The organism is Methylobacterium sp. J-090, assembly GCF_022829345.1.
GTDB lineage: Bacteria > Pseudomonadota > Alphaproteobacteria > Rhizobiales > Beijerinckiaceae > Methylobacterium.
In genome coordinates, this window is record NZ_JAKSXV010000035.1 from 87621 (window position 1) to 109692 (window position 22072).

General features: G+C 70.3%; 18 protein-coding genes. 4 read left to right on the forward strand and 14 right to left on the reverse strand.

The window, feature by feature from the left end:
• The first annotated feature begins 159 nt into the window (after positions 1-159).
• A complete protein-coding gene (gene rbfA / locus MKK49_RS06155) occupies positions 160-588 on the forward strand; it encodes a 30S ribosome-binding factor RbfA (protein WP_244027164.1) in 429 nt (142 codons plus the stop codon).
• Positions 589-727: 139 nt separating this feature from the next.
• The gene (truB, locus tag MKK49_RS06160) at positions 728-1771 is read left to right on the forward strand and encodes a tRNA pseudouridine(55) synthase TruB (protein ID WP_244027165.1); all 1044 of its coding nucleotides are present in this window, start codon (positions 728-730) and stop codon (positions 1769-1771) included.
• A 20-nt stretch (positions 1772-1791) separates the two neighbouring features.
• On the opposite strand, the gene MKK49_RS06165 is transcribed toward truB, so the two are convergent.
• The 14 genes from MKK49_RS06165 to MKK49_RS06230 form a co-directional block, all read right to left on the reverse strand.
• Positions 1792-2961 carry a M20 aminoacylase family protein gene (locus MKK49_RS06165; RefSeq protein ID WP_244027166.1) on the reverse strand — a complete coding sequence of 390 codons (1170 nt, stop codon included), beginning with the start codon at positions 2959-2961 and terminating at the stop codon, positions 1792-1794.
• 82 nt (positions 2962-3043) lie between these two features.
• Positions 3044-3496, reverse strand: coding sequence for a Cu(I)-responsive transcriptional regulator (gene cueR / locus MKK49_RS06170; protein ID WP_244027167.1), 453 nt, complete (start codon positions 3494-3496; stop codon positions 3044-3046).
• Positions 3493-5949, reverse strand: coding sequence for a heavy metal translocating P-type ATPase (locus MKK49_RS06175; protein WP_244027168.1), 2457 nt, complete (start codon positions 5947-5949; stop codon positions 3493-3495). The genes cueR and MKK49_RS06175 overlap by 4 nt, the downstream gene beginning before the upstream one ends.
• A gap of 119 nt (positions 5950-6068) precedes the next feature.
• Positions 6069-7349 (reverse strand): ATP-binding protein, encoded by a 1281-nt coding sequence (locus MKK49_RS06180; protein WP_244027169.1) that lies wholly within the window; start codon positions 7347-7349, stop codon positions 6069-6071.
• Between the two features lie 31 nt (positions 7350-7380).
• Positions 7381-8433, reverse strand: coding sequence for a lysylphosphatidylglycerol synthase domain-containing protein (locus tag MKK49_RS06185; protein WP_244027203.1), 1053 nt, complete (start codon positions 8431-8433; stop codon positions 7381-7383).
• Positions 8434-8615: 182 nt separating this feature from the next.
• The gene (locus tag MKK49_RS06190; RefSeq protein ID WP_244027170.1) at positions 8616-9221 is read right to left on the reverse strand and encodes a uracil-DNA glycosylase; all 606 of its coding nucleotides are present in this window, start codon (positions 9219-9221) and stop codon (positions 8616-8618) included.
• Positions 9208-9972, reverse strand: a complete 765-nt coding sequence (locus tag MKK49_RS06195) for a PIG-L deacetylase family protein (protein WP_244027171.1) — start codon at positions 9970-9972, stop codon at positions 9208-9210. Before MKK49_RS06195 ends, MKK49_RS06190 begins: the two co-directional genes overlap by 14 nt.
• On the reverse strand, positions 9972-11195 hold the full coding sequence (locus MKK49_RS06200) for a glycosyltransferase family 4 protein (protein ID WP_244027172.1): 1224 nt from the start codon (positions 11193-11195) through the stop codon (positions 9972-9974). Before MKK49_RS06200 ends, MKK49_RS06195 begins: the two co-directional genes overlap by 1 nt.
• Complete coding sequence (locus MKK49_RS06205; protein WP_244027173.1) at positions 11192-12037, reverse strand: sugar phosphate isomerase/epimerase family protein; 846 nt, start codon at positions 12035-12037, stop codon at positions 11192-11194. The genes MKK49_RS06200 and MKK49_RS06205 overlap by 4 nt, the downstream gene beginning before the upstream one ends.
• Complete coding sequence (locus tag MKK49_RS06210; protein WP_244027174.1) at positions 12034-13623, reverse strand: YcaO-like family protein; 1590 nt, start codon at positions 13621-13623, stop codon at positions 12034-12036. Before MKK49_RS06210 ends, MKK49_RS06205 begins: the two co-directional genes overlap by 4 nt.
• A 14-nt stretch (positions 13624-13637) precedes the next feature.
• On the reverse strand, positions 13638-14639 hold the full coding sequence (locus tag MKK49_RS06215; protein ID WP_244027175.1) for a Gfo/Idh/MocA family protein: 1002 nt from the start codon (positions 14637-14639) through the stop codon (positions 13638-13640).
• Positions 14639-15823, reverse strand: a complete 1185-nt coding sequence (locus tag MKK49_RS06220) for a class I SAM-dependent methyltransferase (RefSeq protein ID WP_244027176.1) — start codon at positions 15821-15823, stop codon at positions 14639-14641. Before MKK49_RS06220 ends, MKK49_RS06215 begins: the two co-directional genes overlap by 1 nt.
• A gap of 31 nt (positions 15824-15854) precedes the next feature.
• The gene (locus MKK49_RS06225) at positions 15855-16775 is read right to left on the reverse strand and encodes an HD domain-containing protein (RefSeq protein ID WP_244027177.1); all 921 of its coding nucleotides are present in this window, start codon (positions 16773-16775) and stop codon (positions 15855-15857) included.
• On the reverse strand, positions 16775-17965 hold the full coding sequence (locus MKK49_RS06230; protein WP_244027178.1) for an inositol-3-phosphate synthase: 1191 nt from the start codon (positions 17963-17965) through the stop codon (positions 16775-16777). Before MKK49_RS06230 ends, MKK49_RS06225 begins: the two co-directional genes overlap by 1 nt.
• 315 nt (positions 17966-18280) lie before the next feature.
• On the opposite strand from MKK49_RS06230, the gene MKK49_RS06235 reads away from it, so the two are divergent.
• Together MKK49_RS06235 and MKK49_RS06240 are read left to right on the forward strand one after the other, a co-directional pair.
• Positions 18281-19438, forward strand: a complete 1158-nt coding sequence (locus MKK49_RS06235; RefSeq protein ID WP_244027179.1) for a lytic transglycosylase domain-containing protein — start codon at positions 18281-18283, stop codon at positions 19436-19438.
• Between the two features lie 95 nt (positions 19439-19533).
• Positions 19534-22047 carry a PBP1A family penicillin-binding protein gene (locus MKK49_RS06240; RefSeq protein WP_244027180.1) on the forward strand — a complete coding sequence of 838 codons (2514 nt, stop codon included), beginning with the start codon at positions 19534-19536 and terminating at the stop codon, positions 22045-22047.
• The last annotated feature ends 25 nt before the right edge of the window (positions 22048-22072 follow it).

Below are 22072 nucleotides of genomic sequence, written 5' to 3' on the forward strand. Positions count from 1 at the left end.
CTTCGGTCTGGCCGGCTTCCGTCTCCGTACGGCGGCGCATCGACCCTCCGTATCAGCGACGCTCCGCTGGCGGCCACCCCGCGATTGCCCCCGTCAAACGGTGGGCGGATCGGGTCCGGCCGCCATCCGGCCGTTTCGACAAGACGATCAGAACCGTTCATGGCCCAGAGACAGACCCCGACCGGACCGACGCAGCGCCAGCAGCGCGTGGCCGAGTTGATTCGCCACGCCATCGCGGAGGTGCTTCAGCGCGGAGATATCCAGGACCCGGTGCTGAGCGCGCACGTCATCACCGTACCGGAGGTCCGCATGTCGACGGACCTCAAGCTCGCCACGGCCTACATCATGCCGCTCGGCGGCCAGAACGAGGCGCCGGTGATCGCCGCCCTGGAGCGCAACAAGAAGGCCCTGCGCCAGGAGGTGGCGCGCCGGGTGAATCTCAAGTTCGCACCCGACCTGCGCTTCCTGCGCGATGCGACCTTCGACGAGGCCGACCGGATCGACGCCCTCCTGCGCACGGACAAGGTCCGGCGCGACCTCGAAGCGCAGAAGCTCGACGGGGACGATTCGGACCCCGAGGCGGCCTGATCCCCGACCGGCAGAACGCCAGCGCAGGCGTCGGGCGTTCCGCCAGGGAATGCCAAGCGTTCCCGCGCGACTTTTTTTCAGACATGAAGACCGGGCGGCCCTGGCCCCACGCGCGCCCCGTCCCTCGACCGAGGACAGCATGACCCACGATACGACCATCGAATCCCCCGATGAGGCCGCTTCTGCGCCCCTCGGCGCGGATGACACGGCCGACACCGCCCGCCCGACCGAAGGCCGCCGCCCGCCGCGCGCGGGCCCACGTCCCGACCGGCCCAAGCGCCGCGACGTCAACGGCTGGGTCATCCTCGACAAGGGGGTCGGCATGACCTCGACCCACGCGGTGGCGGTGGTGAAGCGTGCCTTCAACGCCAAGAAGGCGGGCCATGCCGGCACCCTCGACCCCCTGGCGTCGGGCATCCTGCCCATCGCCCTCGGCGAGGCGACCAAGACGGTGCCGTTCGTGATGGACGGCCGCAAGGCCTACGTCTTCACGGTGACCTGGGGCATCGAGACGGACACGGACGACGCGGAGGGGCGCCCCGTCGCCACGAGCGACAGCCGGCCCGAGCGCGGGGCCGTGGAGGCCGCGTTGCCGAGCTTCGTCGGCGCCATCGAGCAGGTGCCGCCGCGCTACTCGGCCATCAAGATCGCCGGGGAGCGGGCCTACGACCTCGCCCGCGACGGCGAGGTGGTGGAACTCGTGGCCCGCCCCGTCCAGATCGACCACCTCGCCGTGGTGGAGCACGACGGCCAGCGCACGGTGATCGAGGCCCAGTGCGGCAAGGGGACCTATGTCCGGGCGCTCGCCCGCGACCTCGGACGGATGCTCGGCTGCTACGGTCACGTCTCGGCCCTGCGCCGTACCCGGGTCGGCCCCTTCGCCGAGGCCGAGTCCTGCGTCGTCGCCACCCTCGAGGAGGCCGGCCCCGACGGGAACGGTCCGCACCTGCATCCCGTGGAGACGGCGCTCGACGCAGTCCCGTCCGTGCCGGTCTCGCGCGACATGGCGCTTCGCCTCATGCGCGGCCAGCCGGTGATCCTGCGCGGGCGCGACGCGCCGGTCGAGGGCAAGGCCTTCGCCACCTGCGGCGGCATCCTCGTGGCGGTGGGCGATGTCGAGCGCGGCGAACTCGTGCCGCACCGAGTGTTCCACCTCGGCGGTACCGCGCCCCAACGGGGCTGATCGAACTCGAACCGGGCGCCCTACCGCAGGGGCAGCCCGGTCTCGATGACCCGCGCCCACAGCGACGCACCGTAGGGCGCCGCCGCATCGCAGAAGTCGTAGTCCGGATGGTGCAGGCCGGCGCTGTCGCCGTTGCCGAGGAAGATGTAGGCGCCGGGGCGGTGGGCGAGCATGTAGGAAAAGTCCTCGGCCGCCATCATCGGCGCCACGGCGCGATCGACCCGCTCCTCGCCAACGATCCCGGCCGCCACGTCGGCGATGAAATCCGTCTCCGCCGGGTGGTTCTCGGTCACCGGGTAGCCGCTGCCGAACACGATGGTCCCGCGGGCACCGAAGGCGGCGGCGACGTTGCCGACGATCCCTTCGATCCGGCCCTGGACCAGGGTACGTACGGGCTTCGACAGGGCCCGCATGGTCCCGCGCAGGGTCACGCATTGCGGCAGCACGTTGAAGGTCTCGCCGGCTTCCAGGGTACAGACCGAGACCACGGCGCTGTCGAGGGGATCGACGGAGCGCGCGACGACGGATTGCAGGGCCACCACGATGTGGCTCGCCACCAGCACGCTGTCGATGGCGGCGTGCGGCTGGGCGGCGTGGCCGCCCTTGCCCTCCACCGTGATGGTGAAGCGGTCGGTGGAGGCCATGATCGGGCCGGGCCGGATGGCGAAATGCCCGAGCGCCAGGCCCGGAATGTTGTGCAGGCCGTAGACGGTGTCGATGCCGAAGCGCTCCATGAGGCCATCGCGGACCATGGCCTCGCCGCCGCCGCCGCCCTCCTCCGCCGGCTGGAAGATCATCACCGCCGTCCCGTCGAAATCGCGGGTCTCGGTGAGGTAGCGCGCCGCGCCGAGCAGCATGGCGGTGTGGCCATCGTGTCCGCAGGCATGCATCGTCCCGGGGTTCGTCGAGCGGTAGGGCAGGTCGCGCACCTCCTGGATCGGAAGGGCATCCATGTCGGCGCGCAGGCCGATGGCCCGGTTCGAGCCGTGCGCCCGCCCCCGGATCACCCCGACGACGCCGGTGCGGCCGATGTCGGTGACGACCTCATCGCAGCCGAAGGCCCGAAGCTTGTCGGCGACGAAGCCGGCCGTGCGGTGGACGTCGTATTGCAGTTCCGGATGGGCGTGCAGATCGTGGCGCCACGCGGTGATTTCCGGTGCCAGGGCTGCGATCCGGTCGAGGACGGGCATGGGGCTGACTTTCGAGAGGCAAGAACTCTCAGGGCGGGCGTCGTTCGCAAGCGATCCAGCAAACAAGGGGCCAGACGCGCGGTCAATGCCGCGCCCCCCCGAATCCACCGCGTGGCGCCGTATGCGGCGGGGGATCATCGCCCGCGAGATCATCCAGGATCGGACAATCGGGGTGGGCGTCGCCACCGCAATGCTCGGCGAGTCGGCTCAAGGTCCGGGCCATGCCCTCAAGGGCGGCGATGCGCCGGCGCAGGTCCGCCACGTGGTCCAGGGCGAGGGCCTTCACCTCGGCGCTCGCACGCGCGCGGTCGCGCCACAGGGCGAGGAGCGTCCGGATGTCCTCCACGGAGAAGCCGAGGTCGCGGGACCGCCGGATGAAGCGCAGGGCGTGGAGATCGGACGGCGCGTAGAGACGGTAGCCGCCCGGCGTGCGGGCGGCGGGCGCGACGAGGCCGGTCTCCTCGTAGTAGCGGATCATCTTGGCCGAGACGCCCGTGACGCGGGCCGCCTCGCCGATGGTGACGGGATCGCTCATGACACGTCTCCCCCAGCCCGGCGCAGGCGCAGGGCGTTGGCAAGGACGAACACGCTCGACAGGGCCATGGCGCCCGCCGCCAGGACCGGCGACAGCAGCGGGCAGCCGAACGCGTACAGGGCACCCGCCGCCACGGGAATCAGGGCGACGTTGTAGGCGAACGCCCAGAACAGGTTCTGGCGGATGTTGCGCATCACCGCCCGCGACAGGCCGAGTGCCGTGACGAGGCCCTCCAGCGCGCCCGACATCAGCACCACGTCGGCGCTCTCGACGGCGATGTCCGTGCCCGTGCCGATGGCGATGCCGACCTCGGCTTCGGCCAGGGCCGGGGCGTCGTTGATACCGTCCCCGACGAAGGCGACGGCGCCGTGGCGCGCACGCAATTCGCGCACGGCCTCGACCTTGCCGCCGGGCAGCACCTCCGCGAAGATCGTCTGGATTCCCAGCGCTCGGGCCACGCCCTCGGCGGTCCCGCGCGCGTCCCCCGTCACCATGGCGACGGTCAATCCACGCGCCTTCAGCGCGGCCACGGCTTCGGCGGCTCCGGACTTGATCGGGTCGGCCACGGCGACGAGGGCGGCGAGGCGCCCATCGACGGCCACGTAGAGGGGGCTGCGCCCCTGCGCACCGAGGGACGCAGCCTGTGTCGCTAAATCCCCGGCCGGGATGCCGAGACGCTCCATGTAGCGGGCGGCACCCACCGCCACCGCACGTTCGCCGACACGACCGGCGATGCCGTAGCCCGGGATGGCCTCGAACCCCGTCACCGCCCCGAGGACGAGCCCCCGCGCCTCGGTCGCCGCCACGATGGCCCGGGCGATGGGATGCTCGGAGCGGGATTCGAGGGCGGCCGCGAGGGCCAACACCGCGTCGGCCGAAAACCCCGGCGCTGGAAGGAGATCGGTCAGGCCGGGCCGGCCCTCCGTGAGGGTGCCAGTCTTGTCGAGGGCGACCACGCGCGCCTCGCGCAGGGCCTGGAGGGCGGTACCGTTGCGAAACAGCACGCCGCTTTCCGCCGCTCGACCGGTGCCGACCATGATCGAGGTCGGGGTCGCCAGTCCCATGGCACACGGACAGGCGATGATGAGCACCGCGATGGCGTTGACGAGGGCGAAACCGAGGGCAGGGCTCGGGCCGAGGACGAGCCATGCGAGGAAGGTCAACGCGGACGCCGCCATCACGGCGGGAACGAACCAGGCGGTGATCCGATCGACCAGGGCCTGGATCGGCAGCTTGGAGCCCTGCGCCGCCTCGACCAAGGCGACGATCCGTGCCAGCGCCGTATCGGCGCCCACGGCACCGACGGTCAGGTCGACGCTGCCGGTGGTGTTGAGGGTCCCGCCAATGACGGGGGCGCCGACGCCCTTGGCCACCGGCACGGGCTCGCCCGTCACCATGCTCTCGTCGACGTAGGTCGTCCCCGCCACCACGGTACCGTCCGCGGCGACGCGCTCGCCGGGGCGCACCCGGACCACGTCGCCGAGACGCAGATCCGCCTGCGCCACGGACACCTCCACGCCGTCGCGGATCAGGCGGGCGGTGGCCGGCGCCAATCCGACGAGGCGGGCGATGGCTGCGCCCGTGCGGCCCTTGGCCCGCGCCTCCAGGGTGCGGCCGAGCAGGATGAGGGTGACGATGAGGACCGCCGCCTCGAAGTAGAGATGCGCGGTGCCGGGCGGCAGCCAGTCCGGCGCGAAGGTCGAGACCAGGGAGTACAGGTAGGCCGCCCCGGCCCCGAGGGCGACGAGGGCGTTCATGTCGGGGCGGCCGCGCAGGAGAGCCGGGATGCCCTGGGCGAAGAACCTGCGACCGGGACCGGCCAGGACCAAGGTCGCCAGAGCGGCCTGGACCCAGGCGGAGCCGGCTCCGCCAACGATGCTCGCCAAGCCGGGGACGACGTGGCTCCCCATGTCGATCACGACGATGGGTGCCGACAGGAGGGACGCGGCTACGAGGTCGCGCTGCAGGGTGGCGCTCTCCTCGGCCCGGCGCCCGTCGCGCTCGGATGCGGCGGCGGCGGAGACCGAACCGGGCTCGTAACCGACCCGGCGCACGGCTTCGGTGAGGCCCTCGACGGTGACCGCCCCCTCGGAGTGACGCACGGTGGCCTGCCCGGTCGCAAGGTTGACGGAAGCGGCGATCACGCCCGGAACACCGGCCAGCGCACGTTCCGCCCGACCGACGCAGGACGCACAGGACAGGCCGCCGATCGCGAGCGCCGTCGTCGCCTCGGGGACGGCGTAACCGGCCCGGGTGATGGCGGCTACGGCCACTCCGGCATCGGCTCCGTCGAGGCGCAGGCTCGCCCGACCGGTGGCGAGGTTGACGGCGACCTCGGAGGCGCCCGGAAGGGCCGCGAGGGCACGCTCGACCCGGCCGACGCAGGACGCGCAGGACAGGCCATCGACGGGCAGATCGAGGCGGCGGGAAACGGAAGGGGCAGACGATGTCATCCCCACCATGTGGGGCTTCCCACGGTGGGAAGGTCAAGATCGCGCGACGGTTCGACAGACCAGCCCCGCACCCCGCGCGGTTCTCCGCGAGAATCTGCCGGAGAATCAAACTTCGGCCTTCACCCCTCGTCGGCCATGGCAGCCTCCTCGGCTGCGGCGACGAATTCGGGGAAGAACGCCCGCACGGTGGTGCCCGCACCCGGCGCGCTCTCGATGACGAGGCGACCGCGATGGCGGTTCACGATGTGCTTGACGATGGCGAGGCCGAGGCCCGTGCCGCCCTGGTCACGGCTCGAGGCGACATCGACCCGGTAGAACCGCTCCGTCAGGCGGGGAATGTGCTCGGGCGCGATGCCGGGGCCCTCGTCGCGTACGGCGAGAACGATGCGGGCACGTCGCGGGGACGATTCCTCCACACGCGCGACGGAGACCACGACGCGACCGCCGCTTGTGCCGTACTTCACCGCGTTCTCGACGAGATTCTCGACCACGCGCAGGAGTTCGTCGCGCTCGCCCGGCAGGCGGTGAATGCCTTCCGCCTCCAGGGTCAGTTCGACGCCGCGCTCGCGCGCCAGGGGTTCCTGCGTGTTGACCATCTGACGGGCGATGCCGGCGAGATCCACGGCCTTCGTCGGCGCCACGTGCTCCCGCAGTTCGATACGGGACAGGGACAGAAGATCGTCGATGAGGCGCGTCATCCGGTGCGCCTGGGTCTTCATGATCGCAAGGAAGCGCTCGCGGGCCGGGCCGTCGTTGCGGGCCGGCCCCTGCAGGGTCTCGATGAAGCCGAGGAGGGATGCGAGCGGCGTACGCAGTTCGTGGCTCGCATTGGCGACGAAATCGACCCGCATGGCCTCAAGGCGCCGGGCGGAGGTGAGATCGCGCAGGAACAGGACGACGTTGGGCTGACCGCCAGCCGGCCCGTCCGGCATCGGCAGGGCCCCGATCTGCACCTCGAAAGCGCGCTCCGTCGGCACGCGGGTGGTGTAGAGGGTCTTCAGGGGAGCGCTCGTGCGCAGCACTTCCTCGATCCCGTCGAGGACGTCGGGCGCGCGCAGGGCGAACGAGAGCGGGTGGCGCAGCTTCAGGGCCGGCAGGAGGGCGCGCGCGGCCGGATTGACCTCGATGACTACGGCACGTCGGTCCACCAGGATCACCGGATCGGGGATGTTCGCGAGGAGCGCCTCGGCGACGGAATGCCGGGTCCGGGCCGCCGCCTCCGGCGTGACCCGGATGTGTCCGCGGAACAAGCCGCCGACGAGGCCGCCGAGGACGAGGGCGGCGACCGATACCGCGATCCACGGCGCATCGAGGGCGCCGCGCGTCCAGGCGAACAGGCCGAGGGCGACGCTCGCGCACGCGGCGGCGGTCCAGGCGGATCGACGCGCTCCTCGTGCCATACTGCTCCCCAGCGCCATCCTTCCGGCGGCCTTATGTCCCTTCGGTCCGGCGCCGGACACGCTTGAGGACTTCGTAGCCTCCCAACATCAACAGGGCGATGACGAACGGCACGAGATAGTAGCAGACCCGGAACAGCAGCAGGGAGCCGAGCACCTGATCGCGGGGCAGGCTGGAGAGGGCCAGCAGGATCGTCGCTTCGAACACCCCGAGGCCGCCCGGCGCGTTCGAGGCGATGCCCAGCATGGCGGCCAGCACGTAGATCGCCACGAAGGTGGTGAAGCCGATGGAGGTGCCCGCCGGGAGCAGCACGTAGAGGGTGGCGGCGGCGGCGCAGACATCGCCGATGCCCACCACCATCTGGCTGAGGGACACGGAGGCACCGGGCAGTTCGAGGCGCCAGCTCTTCACCCGCACGCTGCGGCGCTTGAGCGAGACCCAGGCGAGGTAGGCGACCACGGACAGGAGTGCCGCGAGGCCGACGCCTTGGTTCAGGCGGATACTGGTGAACGTGAGCCCGGCGAGCTGCCCGGCCTCGGCGATGAGGCTCAACCCCAGCACCACCCCCATGCCGAGCCAGAACGTGAAGCCGGCGATCACCGTGAGTGCGGCGATCTTGGCCGCGCTCAGGCCCCGGCCGGAATAGATCCAGTACCGGATGGTGCCCGCCGTCAGGAGCGGGAAGCCGAGGGTGAAACTCACGGCGTAGCTCGTGAACGAGGCGAGCGCGGTGGTCCGGTACGGCACCTTAATCTGGAGCTGGCGCAACGCGAGGGCGTCGTAGCAGGTGAGGAACAGGTAGCTGACGGCCACGAACAGGAAGGCGAGGCCGAGTTGTCCGGGCGTCGCCGCCGTGAAGGCGGCGTGGAGTTCGCCCCAGGTGACGGTCTCGACGAGCCGCCACAGGACGAAGAGCGAGACGGCGAAGATCACGAGGCTCGCAATGGTGCCGATCCAGGCGTAGCGGCCCTTCATCGATCGCTTCGGCTTGGGATCGGCCGCGGGCTCGCCCGGCTCGACGGTCGGCGCATCGGCGGCGATCGCCTCGGCCCGGCCGAGCTCCTTGTGCTGTCCCGCAAAGTTCATCGTGTCGGCGTCCGCCTCCGCCGGGCGGCCCCGCTCGACCTCGACGGCGGCATGGGTGTCCCGGGCTTGTGCCGGACCGCGGCCCGTCGCCCGCATTTAGGGGCATCGGCCGGCAATTGCCAGCGACGGGCCAATCTTGCCCGTGGGCCGGCCCATGGACCGGGCCGGGTGGCGCGAGGTCGTCAGGTGAGCAATGCGGCGGCTTCGGCGAATCCGTCACGGATGCGCAGGGCGACATCCGGCGATGTACAGACGTAGGTCGGGCTCGGATGCGGCACCGCGATCACCGGCAGGCCAGGCCGCAAGTTCGCCAGAGCGGGCTGGCTCAGACCGGCGACGCGGCCGGCGAGAACCACGACGGCGAGGCGCGGCAGACAGGCGATCAAAGGTTCGAGATAAGGTGAGGCGGCGGCGATCTCGGCCCGGCGCGGGGCGCGGTTGAGGGCATCGGGCGCATGGATCACCCACGGGACCGCATTCCAGATCAGGGTGTCGGCCCGTGCGATCCCGGCCTGGCTGAGGAACCGGAACAGGTTGGCGGCCGTGCTCGTGGGGTTGTCGCGCGAGACGAAGCCGGTGCCGCGGGGGCCCGGCGTCTCCAGCAGCAGCAGCAGGCGTGCATCGGCACCGCCGTCGAGGGGATCGGGCTCAGGGACGGGGGCGTCCCGCTCGCCAGCGATGCGGCGGGCCAGGGCGCGGATGGGTGCGAGATGCGCGCCGGCCAGGAGCGCGCGACGCGCGGCGAGGTTGGCGGATTCACCGAGAGTCTTGGGCCTATCCGGCATCATCGAGAAGACGCGCGAGGTCGTCCGGCAGGGCGCCGCTGCGGCGGAAGCGCTCGACGCCCCCCTCTCGCGCCAGTTGCGCGGCGAGGTTGTCGGCGCCGCCGAACTGGAAGCCGAGCTGGCTGGCGTAGGCGGCGCAGGCCTCATGCTTGGACGCTTGCGCCCGCGCGCCGAAGGCGACGATCTGCGTGGGAAGGTCGGCGAAGCGCTCGCGCAGGGGTTCGCGCGGCGCGGCATCGCGGACGGTGTAGGGAAAATCGCGCCACCACAGGATCGGAATGGCGGGCGCCAAGTCCATGAGGGCGCGCACGGCCTGGACGTGATCGACATGACCGCCGACGGCCTGGGGCGCCAGGATCAGGTCGGGCGCCGTCTCGGCGATGAGGGTGTGCAAAGCCCGCGTCAGATCAGGCACGATGCCGTCGTTGGGCCTGACTTCGGCGAAGAGTTCGGGCGCGCTGGCATAACCCCGGTGGGGCGCTTCGCGGAACGGCATGTGGCACGGCGGTGCGATACCGAGCGCCCGGGCGGCGTCCCGATCCTCATCCCGGCGCAGGGCCATATAGTCGACCTCGGGGCCGAGGCCCTTGTCGGTCTGGCAGGCCAGGGCGAAGCCCTTCGGATCGGCCACCGAGCCGGTGAACAGCGTCGCCATGGTGACGCGCCAGCCGGCCTGCGCCAGGAGCGCGAGGGTACCGCCGCAGGAGAAGGCGGCGTCGTCGAGGTGCGGCGAGAGCGCGAGGGCTGCGGGCATCAGAGCAGGTGCGGCTCGGCGCGGAAGCGACAGGTCGAATCGTGCGGCAGCTCGCTGTCGAAATTCGTCTCCGGTCTCATACCGGCCACGGCGCCGTAGACCTCCATGATCTGGCGTCCCACGGCTCCCCAGGAATAGACCCGGCGGCATTCCTCCAGGCCGTCGCGGGCGAGGCGTGCGCGCAAGGCGTCGTCCTCGATCACCCGCGTCAGGGCGTCGGCCAGGGCCGGCACGTCGCCGGGCTGGACCATGAGGCCGTTCTCGCCGTCGCGAAGGCAATCCGACACGCCGACGGAGTGGGTCGACACCACGGCGAGGCCGGCCGCCATGGCCTCCAGGATGGTGTTGGAGAACCCTTCCGCATAGGTCGGCGACACGAACACGTCGGCCCGCCGGTAGAGCTCGGGGACGGTGTCGTAATCGGCGTAGCCGGTGAAGCGGATTTCGGCCTCCGAAAAGTTCAGCTCGGCGGCGCGGGCCTTGGACGAGTCCACGTCCGGGCCGATCCCCGAGATGACGGCCTCGAACGGCACGCCCCGCGCGCGCAGGAGACCGAGGGCGTCGATGAAATCGAGGACGCCTTTCCGGCGGTCGACGCGGCCGTGGTAGAACAGGCGGACGGGACCGGGATGGTCGCCGGGACCCGGCGTGAAGCGGCCGGTATCGACGGCACCCGGCACGATGGTGAAGCGGTCGGGATCGGAGCCGAGGCGGTCGCAGACCTCGCCGACGAAGGAGGCGCCGCCGATGAGGAGGGCGTTGGCGTGGGCCAGCACCGCGCACATGGCGACGCGGTGGGTCTCGCAGCACGAGCCGACCCAGTGGCCGTCCCCACCCTGGATCGAGACCACGGTGGGCACGCCGATGTCCTTGGCCGCAAGCAGGGTGGCCCAGCCGGTGGGGTAGCCGTACTGCGCGTGCAGGATGTCGAAGGGTTCCTTCGCGTGCTCGGCCCGGATGGTCGCCACCATCGTGTCGATGTCGCGCTCGAAATCACCGTCCGTCTGCTCGCCGATCTGTTCGAGGCCGATGACCCTGACGCCGGGCACCGCCGGGGGCGGCCCGCCGCCATAGACGCGGGTGCCGAAGTCATCGCCGCGATACTGACTGATCATCGTGACGTCGTGGCCAGCCCCCACGAGTTCGCGCAGGAGGTTCTGGGCGTAGACGCTCATGCCCGAGATGGCCGGGAAGTAACGCCGGCTGACGAAGCAGATTCTCAATGCACCGGCTCCGCCTTGTGCTTGCGGCAATCGCGAAGGTAGCTGAGGGAGGCCGGGACTATGACGTCGGCCCGGTGGCTCTCGCGGGAGAGTTCGACGCAGACGAGTTTTTGGAAACCAATGGCATCCAGGGCATCGAGGACGCCCGGCACGTCCATGTCGCCCTCGCCGAAGGGCAGGTGGATGTGCTCGCCGCGCTTCATGTCCTCGATGGCCACCGTGCCGATGCGGTCCTTGAACTCGGCCACCGCTTCGGCCGGGTCGCGCTCGCCGGTGACGAGGCAGTGGCCGGTATCGAGGGCGAGGTGGAGCCCATCGATGGACAGGGCCGCGAAATCGTCGAGGGTTTCGACGAGCATTCCGGGCTCGGGCTCGAGGCACGGCACCACGCTCTTGGCGCGGGCATACTCGGTCACCGCGACGAGGCCTTCGTTCAGCCAGTGCCGGGCTTCCGTCCGGTCGATCCCGGGCTTCGGAACGCCGGCCCAGAACGACACGGCTTCGGCGTGGAGGATGTCACCGATGTCGATGGCGCGCTTGAGGAAACCGATGCGCCGGGCGCGGCCGACGGCGTCGCCGCTCACCAGCGTCGGTTCGTGCTTGGCCTTCGGATCGAGAAGGAAGCGGGCGCCGGTCTCGATCACCACGCCGAGGCCGAGGCGCTGGAGGCGGCTCGACAGGCTTTGCGCGTCCTGCACCCAATGTTCGGCGAAGGGATCGAGGTGGTGGATGTCGAGGGTGAGGGCGACGCCCTGGTAGCCGGCATCCGCGATAAGATCGACGGCGTCGGCGAGGCGGTGGTTGGCGGTGCCGTTGGTGTTGTAGGCGAAGCGAAGCGTCATGCCTCCCTCCCCTGCTGGGCGAGGCGGAACGGCGCGTGATGCGATTCCGGCTCGCGGTAGAGCGGATAATGCGCGCCGACGATCCGGTCCGCCAGCGCCGTGTCGAACAGGGGTTGGCCGCCGAAGCGCTCCAGGGCTTCCGGTGTCAGGCGCACGGGGCGCAGGGTCTCGCTCGCTTCTCCGAACCGGATCAGCGGGTGATCGCGCGCGATGAGCTTTTCCGTATTGCGCTCGCCGATGCGGTGGTAGCTCATGGTCTCGACTTCGAGCCCCGGCACGATGGCCTTGACCACGCCGACGCTCCCACCAGGTGGGGCGCAATCGACGTAGAGGACGTCGAAACCGGCCTCCTCCAAGCGCTCGCGAGCGATGCGGCCCCGGGCATGGCCATCGGGGGCCGGCGTCGTCGGCAGATCCGTGAATTTCTTCGTGGTCCGTTCGGAGTAGACCGTGTCGCGCAGGGTCGCGGCGAGATCCTCTGCCGGCAGGACGATCCAGTCGAGCATGGCTTTCAGCGCCCGGCTCTCTTCGAGGTCGAGGCTCGGCAGGGCCTTGTCGATGAAGGCCTGAACGTAGCCCGGCGGGGTGACGCGCTCGGCGAATGACAAGGGACCATGGCCGAAGGCCTTGCGCACGCGGGCGGCCTGGAACTCGAGGAGCGCCTTGCGCAGGGCCCGCTCGCGGTCCGGGTCGCAGGCCTCGCCGCAGGCGGACAGGGCGATGGGCACGGGCGCGTCGGCGAGATTGGTATCGTGGCCGACCACGTAGATGTTGGTGAGGCCGAACTGGTCGGTGGCGAATTTCGGCAGGGCCTTGATACCGAGTGCATCGAGGCGGTCCAGCATCCCGCGCGTCTCGGGACCGAGCCCCTCCGACAGGTCGAGCATCACGCCCTGGTCCAGCGCCCGGAACAGCAAACCGTTGCCGTCGCGCTGCAGGAGTTCGAGGAGGCCGTGGCCGAGGGCGAAGTCGGTGTCGGGACCGGCGCCGAGGCCGTTGGTGATGAGGTTGGTGAAGGGCGTGTAGCCCTCCGACAGCTCGAAATAGTCGGTGGCCGCGATGTCGAGGGGCATCAGCACGGTCTCGCCCGTGCGGGCGCGGATGGCCGGCGTCCATTCAAGCACCGAGCCACGGCCGATCGCGCTGCCCGCCGGCAGGCACAGGGTGAGGGGATCGGCCACGGACCCGGCGCCGAACACCTTCACGAGGTCGTCGTAGCTGCCGCGTTCCTTCTTGCGGGGCATGACCGCGAGGGACGGCATCAGGTTCTCGGCGATCTCGGCGACGGCGCCGATGAGGGCCTCCTCGTCCGTCGCTCCGTAGCCGATGCCGCTCGGCATGGCGCCGACGAAGAACGGATCGTCGAGGAACAGGGACACGAACCAGACCGGGATGCCGGTGCGATCCAGGGGCGCCAGGGGAAAGCCGACGATGCGGCCTTCAGGCAGGATGTCGAGGTAGGCCCGGACGGGTTCGGGCAACGCGGCGGGCAGGCCCTCGATCCGGCGCCTGGCGCCGTAGGTGTAGGCGCGGGGAGCCTTGATGCGCGGATTGCGGGCTCTGGCGTCCTGATCGTGTTCGCTCACGTGCTGATCCGTTCTCAGGCAAGGGCGTCGTAGGCACGCGCCAGAAGCCGCATGGTGTGCAGGTCGCGGGTCGCGCTGTAGGCCTCCCGCTCCACGGGACGCCGCAGGGCGGAGCCGAAGGCCCGCACCTGTTCGAGGAAGGGCGAGGCCGCGCCGTCGAAGCCGATATCTTCGGACAGGCCGGTTGACCCGTCGATGAACGCGAGGCTGCCGCCCGCCACCTGTCCCATCGTGTCGACGGCGGTGAGCTGCCCACCGGTCCCCGTCACCTCGAGGCGTCGGCGCGGCAGGGCGTCGGGGCAATTGTAGGCGACATGCAGGTTGGCGAGCACGCCGGATTCCGTGCGGCCGATGAGGAGCGCGCCGTCGTCGACGGCGTAATCCTGGGCCCGGGCCTGGGTGAGGGCCGCGAGATCGACGATGGATTCGCCGACGAGGAAATCGACGAGGTCGAGGCCGTGGGGCGCCAGATCCATCAGGGCGCCCCCGCCGGCCTTCTTCGGATCGATGCGCCAATTGTCCTGGCCGGGTACCGAGGTCCAGGCCCGGGGGAGCCAGCAGGCATAGACGATCCGCACGGCTGTGACGGTGCCGATCCGGCCTTCCGCGATCCAGTCGCGCATGGCCCGGTGCGCGGGATGATGGCGCTGGTCGAAGGCCGTGCCGTAGAAGGTCCTGTGTGTGGCGACCGCCGCCGCCATGGCTTCGGCGTCGGCGAGGCTCGCCGCCATCGGCTTCTCGCACAGGATCGCCTTGCCGGAGCGGGCCAGCGCCTCGACGGCCTCGCGGTGCAGGTGATTCGGGGTGGCGACATAGACCGCCTCGATCTCGGGGTCGGCCGCGAGATCGGCGAGATCGGCATAGGCGCGAGCCCCAAGCTCCTCAGCCGCCGCCCGCGACTCCGGGCCCGGATCGGCCACGGCCACGAGGCGATGGCCGGCCGCGCGGATGCCCGGCGCCATGTAGTCGCGCGCGACCCAGCCGAAGCCGACGATGCCCCAGGCGACGGAATCCATCACCAGCGCTCCGGCAGGTCTACGTATTCGCGGGTGCGGATGCGATCCGCCTCGGGCGTCTCGAGGCCGCCGCCCCAGGCGAGGGTCTCGGGCCCGTCGGAATGCATCGGATAGGTGGCGCGACCGGAATATTCGGCTTCGTAGCGCTCGGAGGGCCAGACCACGCGATACCCTCCGGCGGAGTCCGGCGCGTAGAGCGGATTGAGGCGCAACAGCGTGCCGGTCCGCGGCAGGGTGATGCCGTCGACGATGGCGCGCGGCGCAGGACGCATGCCGGGGCCGGCGACGACGGAGAAGGCTTCGACTTCGGTCAGCTCGCTGGGCGCGCGCGGTGACGGCGCACGCGCCTCGACGAGGGCGCGGGTGAGGTCCGCGTCGTCATAGACGAGGCCGTCGGGAAACAGCTCCTCGATCTCGGCCGCCGAGACGGCGCGTCCGGCGGAGAAGCCCGGCATGCCGCTGTTGTGGATGTGGCTCAGCACGAGCCAGCCGTCGTCCCCGGCATTCTGGCGCAGTTTGTCGAGAACCTCGGCTTTGCCATCGAGAAAATAGAAGGCGTCGTTGCAGACCACGAGATCGACGGGCGCACCGGGAATCGGCCAATGCGGCGACCCGGCGTCGAAGCAGATGAGCTGGACGCCCGCTCCCACCACCCAGTGCCGGGCGACCCAGAGCTTGGCGAACACCACGTCGGCACCTGAGACCTTGAGATTTCGCTGGGAGAAATCGCGCAGGTAATGGCCGATCCCGCAGGCGAATTCGAACACGCAGACCGGATCGTTCCAGTGCGCCTCCAACAGGGCGAGACCGGCGAGGTAGGTCGGATCGCTCCAGCGGTTGAGGAAGTAGTCGCCGACCCGCCCCCACCCGAGAAGGCGCACGGCATCGCGCAAGCTGAACCGGGCGCGGTCACGCACGAGTTCGTGCAGGTCGAGGGGATCGGCCGGCGGGCCGGTCCACCAATCGTCCTGATCGGCGAGGAGGCCTTCCAGGGCAAGATCGGTCTCGCCCGCGTCGAGGAGCTTGAGCGTCCGCGCGACGAGGTCGGCGCGGTTCGTGCGCAGGTAGGGAATGCCGTCGACGACAGGCCATCGCGCGCCCGTCCCGGCTTCACGCAGGGAATGGGGCGTGTCGGCCTTCAGGGGCTCGCCGGTCTCGGGCGAGTGGAGTGCGAAGGGAATCATGGCGCCGTGTCCGCGTGATCGAACGTATGGATCACGGGATATGCATGTCCGTCAGGACACGATCATGAAACCCCTTCACCGGGCCGGCATGGACGAGTTCCATGTCGTCGAGGACGGTCGCCATGGTCAGGCCGGCCGCACGCAGGTGCTGGGCGATCTGAAGCACGCGGTCGATGCAGTCGGCGGCATGGAAGGCGCGGCCCTCCGCCGTCGCGTCATCCGGCAGGACGGCACGGGCACGCTGCACGGTCTCGCGCAAGGCGGGATCGAGTTCATCGAGCGCCCATTGGGTGGTGCGGCCGATGATCGGGAGAAGATGGTCACCGAGCAGCATTTCGCCGGTGAAGCCGGCATCGGGCATCGCGGCGTTGTGAAAATGGTGGCTCATGGCGGCGAGGAACACGAGGGTCGGGTCGGCCCGGTAGAACGGGCTCAGGACGACACCGTAAACCGCTACCATCAGACAATGTTCGGCGTGGTTCTCCGGCGGCTCCAGCAGGATGCGGGGCTTGCCCGGACAGGTGACACCCGCGCGCGGCTGGTGCGCCAGGGCGGAGACGAAGGCCGGGAGCGGACCCGGAAGCACGCCACCGGTCTCACGCAGGCATGCCCGCAACCGGTCGCGCAGGGTCGGATCGACGGCGTCAGTGACGTCATCGAATCCGGCGACGAGCACTTTGGACGCAGCCTCGGGGTAGAGGCCGGCGGCGGCGAGAAACGCCGCGTCGAGGTCGCACAGCCGCGCGGCGGCGAGCGCCTTGGCGGTGATGTCGAGGGCGACATCCTCTGCGGCCGCACCGCCCGTGAGGGCGCCCCAGCCCTGCGAGAACAAGCGCTCGGCAATGGAGCCGAGGCGGCCGGACGAATGAACCCGCTTCAGGTCGTTGAGTTCGACCAGGAGCGGACGCAGGGCGAGGGGGGCGGCAGGGCCGCCCTCCGAGGAAGCGGTCATCAATTCACGCCGAGCCAGTCGAGGAGCATGGTCTGCTGCTTGCCGAAATCATGCTCGGGGCCGCGACCGTTCTTGACCATGGGCGCCTTGAAGAACGACGAGAGCTGCTCCTGCACGCCGCCGTCACCGCGCGACTTGGCGAGATCGAGGACGCGGGCGATCTCGATGACGAGGGGGGCGGCCAAGATCGAGTCCTTGCAGAGGAAGTTGACCTTGATCTGCATGCGCTGACCGAGAAAGCCGGTGACGTCGATGTTGTCCCAGGCTTCCTTGTCGTCGCCGCGCGGGCGGTAATAGTGGATGTGGACCAGATGGTCCTCGACGGGATAGCCGAGGATCGAATCCAGAACCGTGCCCTTGGTGTTGAGCTTGGACTGGAGCGAGTCCTTGTCGTTGAGGGCGAGACCGTCGCGGTTGCCGAGGATGTTGGTGGAGAACCAGCCATCGACATGGAGGGCGCGGGCCTTGAGGGCGGGGGCCAGCACGGTCTTCATCATGGTCTGGCCGGTCTTGCCGTCCTTGCCGGCGACCGGAACGTTGAGTTCCTTCGCCATCTCCAGCAGGGCCGGCACGTCGGCGGCCACGCTCGGGGTGAAATTGGCGTAGGGCACGCCGCTCTTGATGGCCGCGTAGGCGTAGAGCATCGCCGGGCTGATGGACTCGTCGCTGGAATCGAGGCCCTTCTCGAAAGCGTCGGGCGAGTTCAGGGTCGCGGCGGTGAGATCGGGCCAGCGCTCCGTCGAGGCGAGGTTGATCACCACCACATCGTCGAGGTTGCTCTCGGCCTTGAACCGCCGCAGATCGTTGGCGATGACCGAAACCGCCTCGCGATGGTCGGCCGCGACGATGCGGTTCACACCCTCGATGTTCTTGCAGAACTTGGCGCTGCCCACCGCCGGCCAAGGCTTGATGCCCTTGAGCACCTGGGCGCCGTTCTCGATGTCCTGCTTCGTCAGCACGCCGTGGCCCGTGGCCGCGGAGGCGAGATCGTCGTCGTTGAGATCCCAACCGGCGAAAACCAGATCCTTGTAATCGGCCAGCCCCGCGACGGAGAGACCGGCCAAGGGAAGTCCGTCGAGGCGGTTCGATCCGGATTTGATCATCTCGATGCCTGCGATGGCGGTGGTGGCGACGGCGCCACCCATGCCAACGAACGCAACGCCGACACGGCGACCGGTCTGCATGCTCATTGGAAAAAGGCTTCCTTCATTGGGTCCACGGGGATCGCCGCTCCAAACGTCGGAGCATTCCCTCGGGCCTTAGCTAACTGGACCGCTCGCGCGTCATTCCAAGTCCAGCGGGAGACGCTTTTTTGACGCGGTTCATCTGAACGCGCGCCGAACGTTTCGTTAAAACTTCGTGAAAACAGAGCCTTAACCATCCGTTAAGCGTGCCACGGTTGAATCACGGCGCTGTCCCATTCTGGTCACAGCCGGCGGCGAGACATCGCCGCGCTGAACAAATCGAAGCCGCGCCCACGAAGGCAGCGGCACGAACAAGGACGAATGATGGGGGTTTTCCCGGAGCCGGCGCTCTGCGCCGACGACGTGAGCCGTCTCGTGCCCAACGAGACCTTCGACGCAGATTTTTCCGTGGCCTGGCTGCCACGGACCGAGCGCCGCGCGCGCCGGACCTTGATCAAAGCCGGACGCCGGACCCTCGCCACCCTCGTGGCCGGGCTCGTCATCGGAGCGGCCCTGCCGCAGAACGCCCTGGCACCCGCAGCCGCCGCGCATGCCAGGATCGACGAGCGTGCCATGACCGCGCAAGCGCAGGCCGGGGTACACGGCGAACAAGCCCGGAACGCGCAGGACTGGCCTGGGGTTCCCGTCCTGGAGCAGGAACCCGCGACCCTCGCCCTGATCGCGACGGATCTCGCGGGACTCGCCCCGATCCGCGATGCCGCCGGAACCGAGCGGCTGCGCTTCGGCGAGATGGCGGTGCCGCGCGAGATCGTCGAGACCATCCTGCGGGCCGCGAGCGAGACCGGCGTCGATCCGGTCTACATGATGGCGCTCGCCGACAAGGAATCGAGCTTCTCCACGACGGTGAAGGCCGCCACATCCTCCGCCGAGGGCCTGTTCCAGTTCCTTTCGGGCACCTGGCTCGAACTCATCCGCGCCTACGGCGCCCGTCACGGGCTCGAGGACGAGGCCGCCGCGGTGACGGGGCGCGGCAGCGCCATCACGATTTCCGACGAGGTCACCCGCACCCGCGTCCTGCGCCTGCGCCAGGACCCCTACGTCGCCGCCCTGATGGCGGGTGAGCTGATCAAGCGCGACCGGGGCCGGATCGAGCAACGCATCGGCCGGGATCTCACCACGGCGGAACTCTACTTCGCGCATTTCCTCGGCACGGCGAGTGCCGGACGCTTCCTCGCCCTGAACGCGGAGAAGCCCGGCCAAGTGGCCAAGCAGGCCTTCAAGGCCGCCGCGAAAGCGAATCGCAGCCTGTTCACCGAGAAGGCCGGCAAGGGCCGGCGCAGCCTCACGGTGGCGGAGGTTCGCGAGAAGATCGGCGGGATGATCGACCGACGCCTCGACCAGTACGAGGGTGTGGCGGCACTGGCCGCCCCCGAAGTCAAGGTCGAGCTCCCGACCCTGGAGGCCGAGGCCAGCGAGGCGGCGCCCATCCATCGCGTCCAGGTGACAGCGGCCGAGTAAGGCCGCAAGCGTAGCCCCGCGCGAAAAAATCGGTTTAGAACCGGGACATGCGACGGCCCCGCCCCCGTGGGTGCCGACGACCGTCGAGTGACCCCATGAGTTCCGCCGATCCCGAACGACCGCGTCCCGATGGGGCTTCGCCGCAGGACACGCCCGGCAAGGCCGCGTCGGCGGAGAACGAGGCGGCCCAGGCCCGTGCCGCGGCCCGCGAAGCGGCGGCGGCGGCCCGCACCCTCGGACGCCAGCTCGGTGTCCTCATGGGGAGTGCGGCACGCACGGGCGGACGTGGCGCCGCCGGTGCCGCACGCGCCTCGGGCCAAGCCTTCACCCGCCTGGCCGGCCGCCTGAAGTCCGGCCGGCAACCCGGTGCGGGCACCACGGCGGTGCCCGCCGACGCGGCCTCCGCTTCCCCCACGGCCGCCGCCCCGCGCGCGCAATGGAGCCGAAATCTACGCGGCCGGCCGATCCTCCTGACCGTCCTCGCCCTCGTCGCCCTTCCCCTGGCGCTGCTGGCCGGCCTCGTCCTCTACAGCTTCGTCACCCTGCCGCCGCTCGGCGGGGTGGTGCCGGAGGCGGGCCAGCGGGCCCTCACCGTCGAGGCCGATGACGGCCGGGTCTTCGCCACCCGCGGCGCGTTCCAGGGTCAGAAGCTCACGGCGGCCGACCTCCCGCCGCACATGGCGCAGGCCATCATCGCCATTGAGGACCGGCGTTTCCGCTCCCATTGGGGCGTCGATCCGCGCGGGCTCCTGCGCGCGATGTGGCGCAACGCGTCGGGCGGCGGCGTGCGCGAGGGCGGCTCGACCATCACGCAGCAATATGTCCGCCTCACCTCCCTGACCCAGGAGAAGACCCTGCGGCGCAAGATCCAGGAAGCGTTCCTGGCGCTCCGCGTCGAGGCGACGATGTCGAAGGACGACATCCTGCTCGGCTACCTCAACACGGCGTATTTCGGCGCCGGTGCCTACGGCCTCGATGCGGCGGCGCGGCGCTATTTCGGCAAGGGCGCCAAGGCACTCACATTGCCCGAATCCGCGATGCTCGCCGGCCTCGTGCGCGCGCCCTCGCAGCTCGCGCCGACCCGCAATTTCGGCGGCGCCAAGGAGCGGGCCGACGTGGTGCTCCAGACCATGGTGGAGACCGGCGCCATCACGGCGGCCGAGGCCGACAAGGCCCGCGCCGAGACCATCACCTTGCGCACGCCGCCCGAGACCCCGCCGGGCACCAACTACTTCCTCGACATGGTCTCGGGCGAAGCCAAGCGCTTGGCCGACACCACCGGCGACGTCACCGTTCGCACCACCCTGAACCTCGACCTCCAGAGTCTGGCCGAGGGCGTCGTCGCCCGGCGGATGGATGCGGAAGGGGCCAAGAAGAAGGCCTCCCAAGCGGCCATGGTGGTGATGAACAAGGAGGGCGCCATCCTCGCCATGGTGGGCGGGCGCGACTACGAGGACAGCCAGTTCAACCGTGCCACCCAGGCCAAGCGCCAGGCCGGCTCCCTGTTCAAGCTGTTCGTGTATCTCACGGCCTACGAGAAGGGGTTCTCGCCCGAGACCGTGCTGGTGGATCGCCCCGTGCAGATCGGCGATTGGGAGCCGCAGAATTCCACCGGGCGGTTCAAGGGCGCCATGCCCCTGCGCTCGGCCTTCGCCCAGTCGGTGAACACCGTGGCGGCGCAGCTCGCCGACGAGATCGGCATTCCGGCGGTCATCGCCACGGCACGCCGCCTCGGCGTCGCCTCCGACTTGCCCAACGTGCCGAGTCTCGCCCTCGGTTCGGCCGAGGTGACCCTGCTGGAGATGACCCGCGCCTATGCGGGCGTCCTGGCCGGCGCCGTCCCCATCGAGGCCCACAGCGTCCATGCCATTCGGGGCAGCGTGCCGCAGCCGCTCTATCTGCGCCCCGAATCACGCTCCGGCACGGCCCTGCCGACGGAGGCGCGGGCGATGATGCTCGACTCCCTCCAGGCCGTGGTCGATGGCGGCACCGGCAAGGGCGCCCGCGTCTCGGGAATGCCGGTGGGCGGCAAGACCGGAACGACGCAGGACTACCGCGATGCCTGGTTCGTCGGGATGACGCCGGACCTCGTCGTGGGCGTCTGGGTCGGCAACGACGACAATTCGTCCATGAACCGGGTCGGGGGCGGCGACATCCCGGCCGCCCTGTTCCGGGATTTCGTGCAGCGCGCCGCCGCGCAGATGGCGCGCGGCCGCAAGCGCCCCTCCGCCGCCGGGGCCGAACCGGCCCCGGCCCGGGACGTGGCACCCGCCGCCGCGGGAGCGGCCATCCGTGGCGTGCCCGAGGTGGTCGACACCGGAACCCTCGCCTTCCGAGGGCGCACGGTGCGGCTTCTCGGCGTTGATGGCGAGGGCGGGGCGCTGGCCCGGCAGCTCGCCCGGTACCTGCGCCGTCGCGAGGTTGCCTGCACACCGGCGGCCGGCGCCGAGGCCGGCCCCCTGCGTTGCCAGATCGACGGCGACGATCTGGCCTCCCTCATCCTCGCGGCGGGCGGCGCCCGGGCGTCGGAGGATGCCCCGCCCGACCTGCTGGCAGCCGAGGAGCAGGCCCGCTCCGAACGGGCCGGGCTGTGGCGGCGGGAACGCTGACGCGGCGAAGAAGATTCGCGGGACG

Bases quoted from the DNA above. Each gene is read 5' to 3' on its own strand.
- rbfA (WP_244027164.1), top strand. From the start codon at position 160: ATGGCCCAGAGACAGACCCCGACCGGACCGACGCAGCGCCAGCAGCGC.
- truB (WP_244027165.1), top strand. From the start codon at position 728: ATGACCCACGATACGACCATCGAATCCCCCGATGAGGCCGCTTCTGCG.
- MKK49_RS06165 (WP_244027166.1), bottom strand. From the start codon at position 2,961: ATGCCCGTCCTCGACCGGATCGCAGCCCTGGCACCGGAAATCACCGCG.
- cueR (WP_244027167.1), bottom strand. From the start codon at position 3,496: ATGAGCGATCCCGTCACCATCGGCGAGGCGGCCCGCGTCACGGGCGTC.
- MKK49_RS06175 (WP_244027168.1), bottom strand. From the start codon at position 5,949: ATGACATCGTCTGCCCCTTCCGTTTCCCGCCGCCTCGATCTGCCCGTC.
- MKK49_RS06180 (WP_244027169.1), bottom strand. From the start codon at position 7,349: ATGGCACGAGGAGCGCGTCGATCCGCCTGGACCGCCGCCGCGTGCGCG.
- MKK49_RS06185 (WP_244027203.1), bottom strand. From the start codon at position 8,433: ATGAACTTTGCGGGACAGCACAAGGAGCTCGGCCGGGCCGAGGCGATC.
- MKK49_RS06190 (WP_244027170.1), bottom strand. From the start codon at position 9,221: ATGATGCCGGATAGGCCCAAGACTCTCGGTGAATCCGCCAACCTCGCC.
- MKK49_RS06195 (WP_244027171.1), bottom strand. From the start codon at position 9,972: ATGCCCGCAGCCCTCGCGCTCTCGCCGCACCTCGACGACGCCGCCTTC.
- MKK49_RS06205 (WP_244027173.1), bottom strand. From the start codon at position 12,037: ATGACGCTTCGCTTCGCCTACAACACCAACGGCACCGCCAACCACCGC.
- MKK49_RS06215 (WP_244027175.1), bottom strand. From the start codon at position 14,639: ATGGATTCCGTCGCCTGGGGCATCGTCGGCTTCGGCTGGGTCGCGCGC.
- MKK49_RS06220 (WP_244027176.1), bottom strand. From the start codon at position 15,823: ATGATTCCCTTCGCACTCCACTCGCCCGAGACCGGCGAGCCCCTGAAG.
- MKK49_RS06225 (WP_244027177.1), bottom strand. From the start codon at position 16,775: ATGACCGCTTCCTCGGAGGGCGGCCCTGCCGCCCCCCTCGCCCTGCGT.
- MKK49_RS06230 (WP_244027178.1), bottom strand. From the start codon at position 17,965: ATGAGCATGCAGACCGGTCGCCGTGTCGGCGTTGCGTTCGTTGGCATG.
- MKK49_RS06235 (WP_244027179.1), top strand. From the start codon at position 18,281: ATGATGGGGGTTTTCCCGGAGCCGGCGCTCTGCGCCGACGACGTGAGC.
- MKK49_RS06240 (WP_244027180.1), top strand. From the start codon at position 19,534: ATGAGTTCCGCCGATCCCGAACGACCGCGTCCCGATGGGGCTTCGCCG.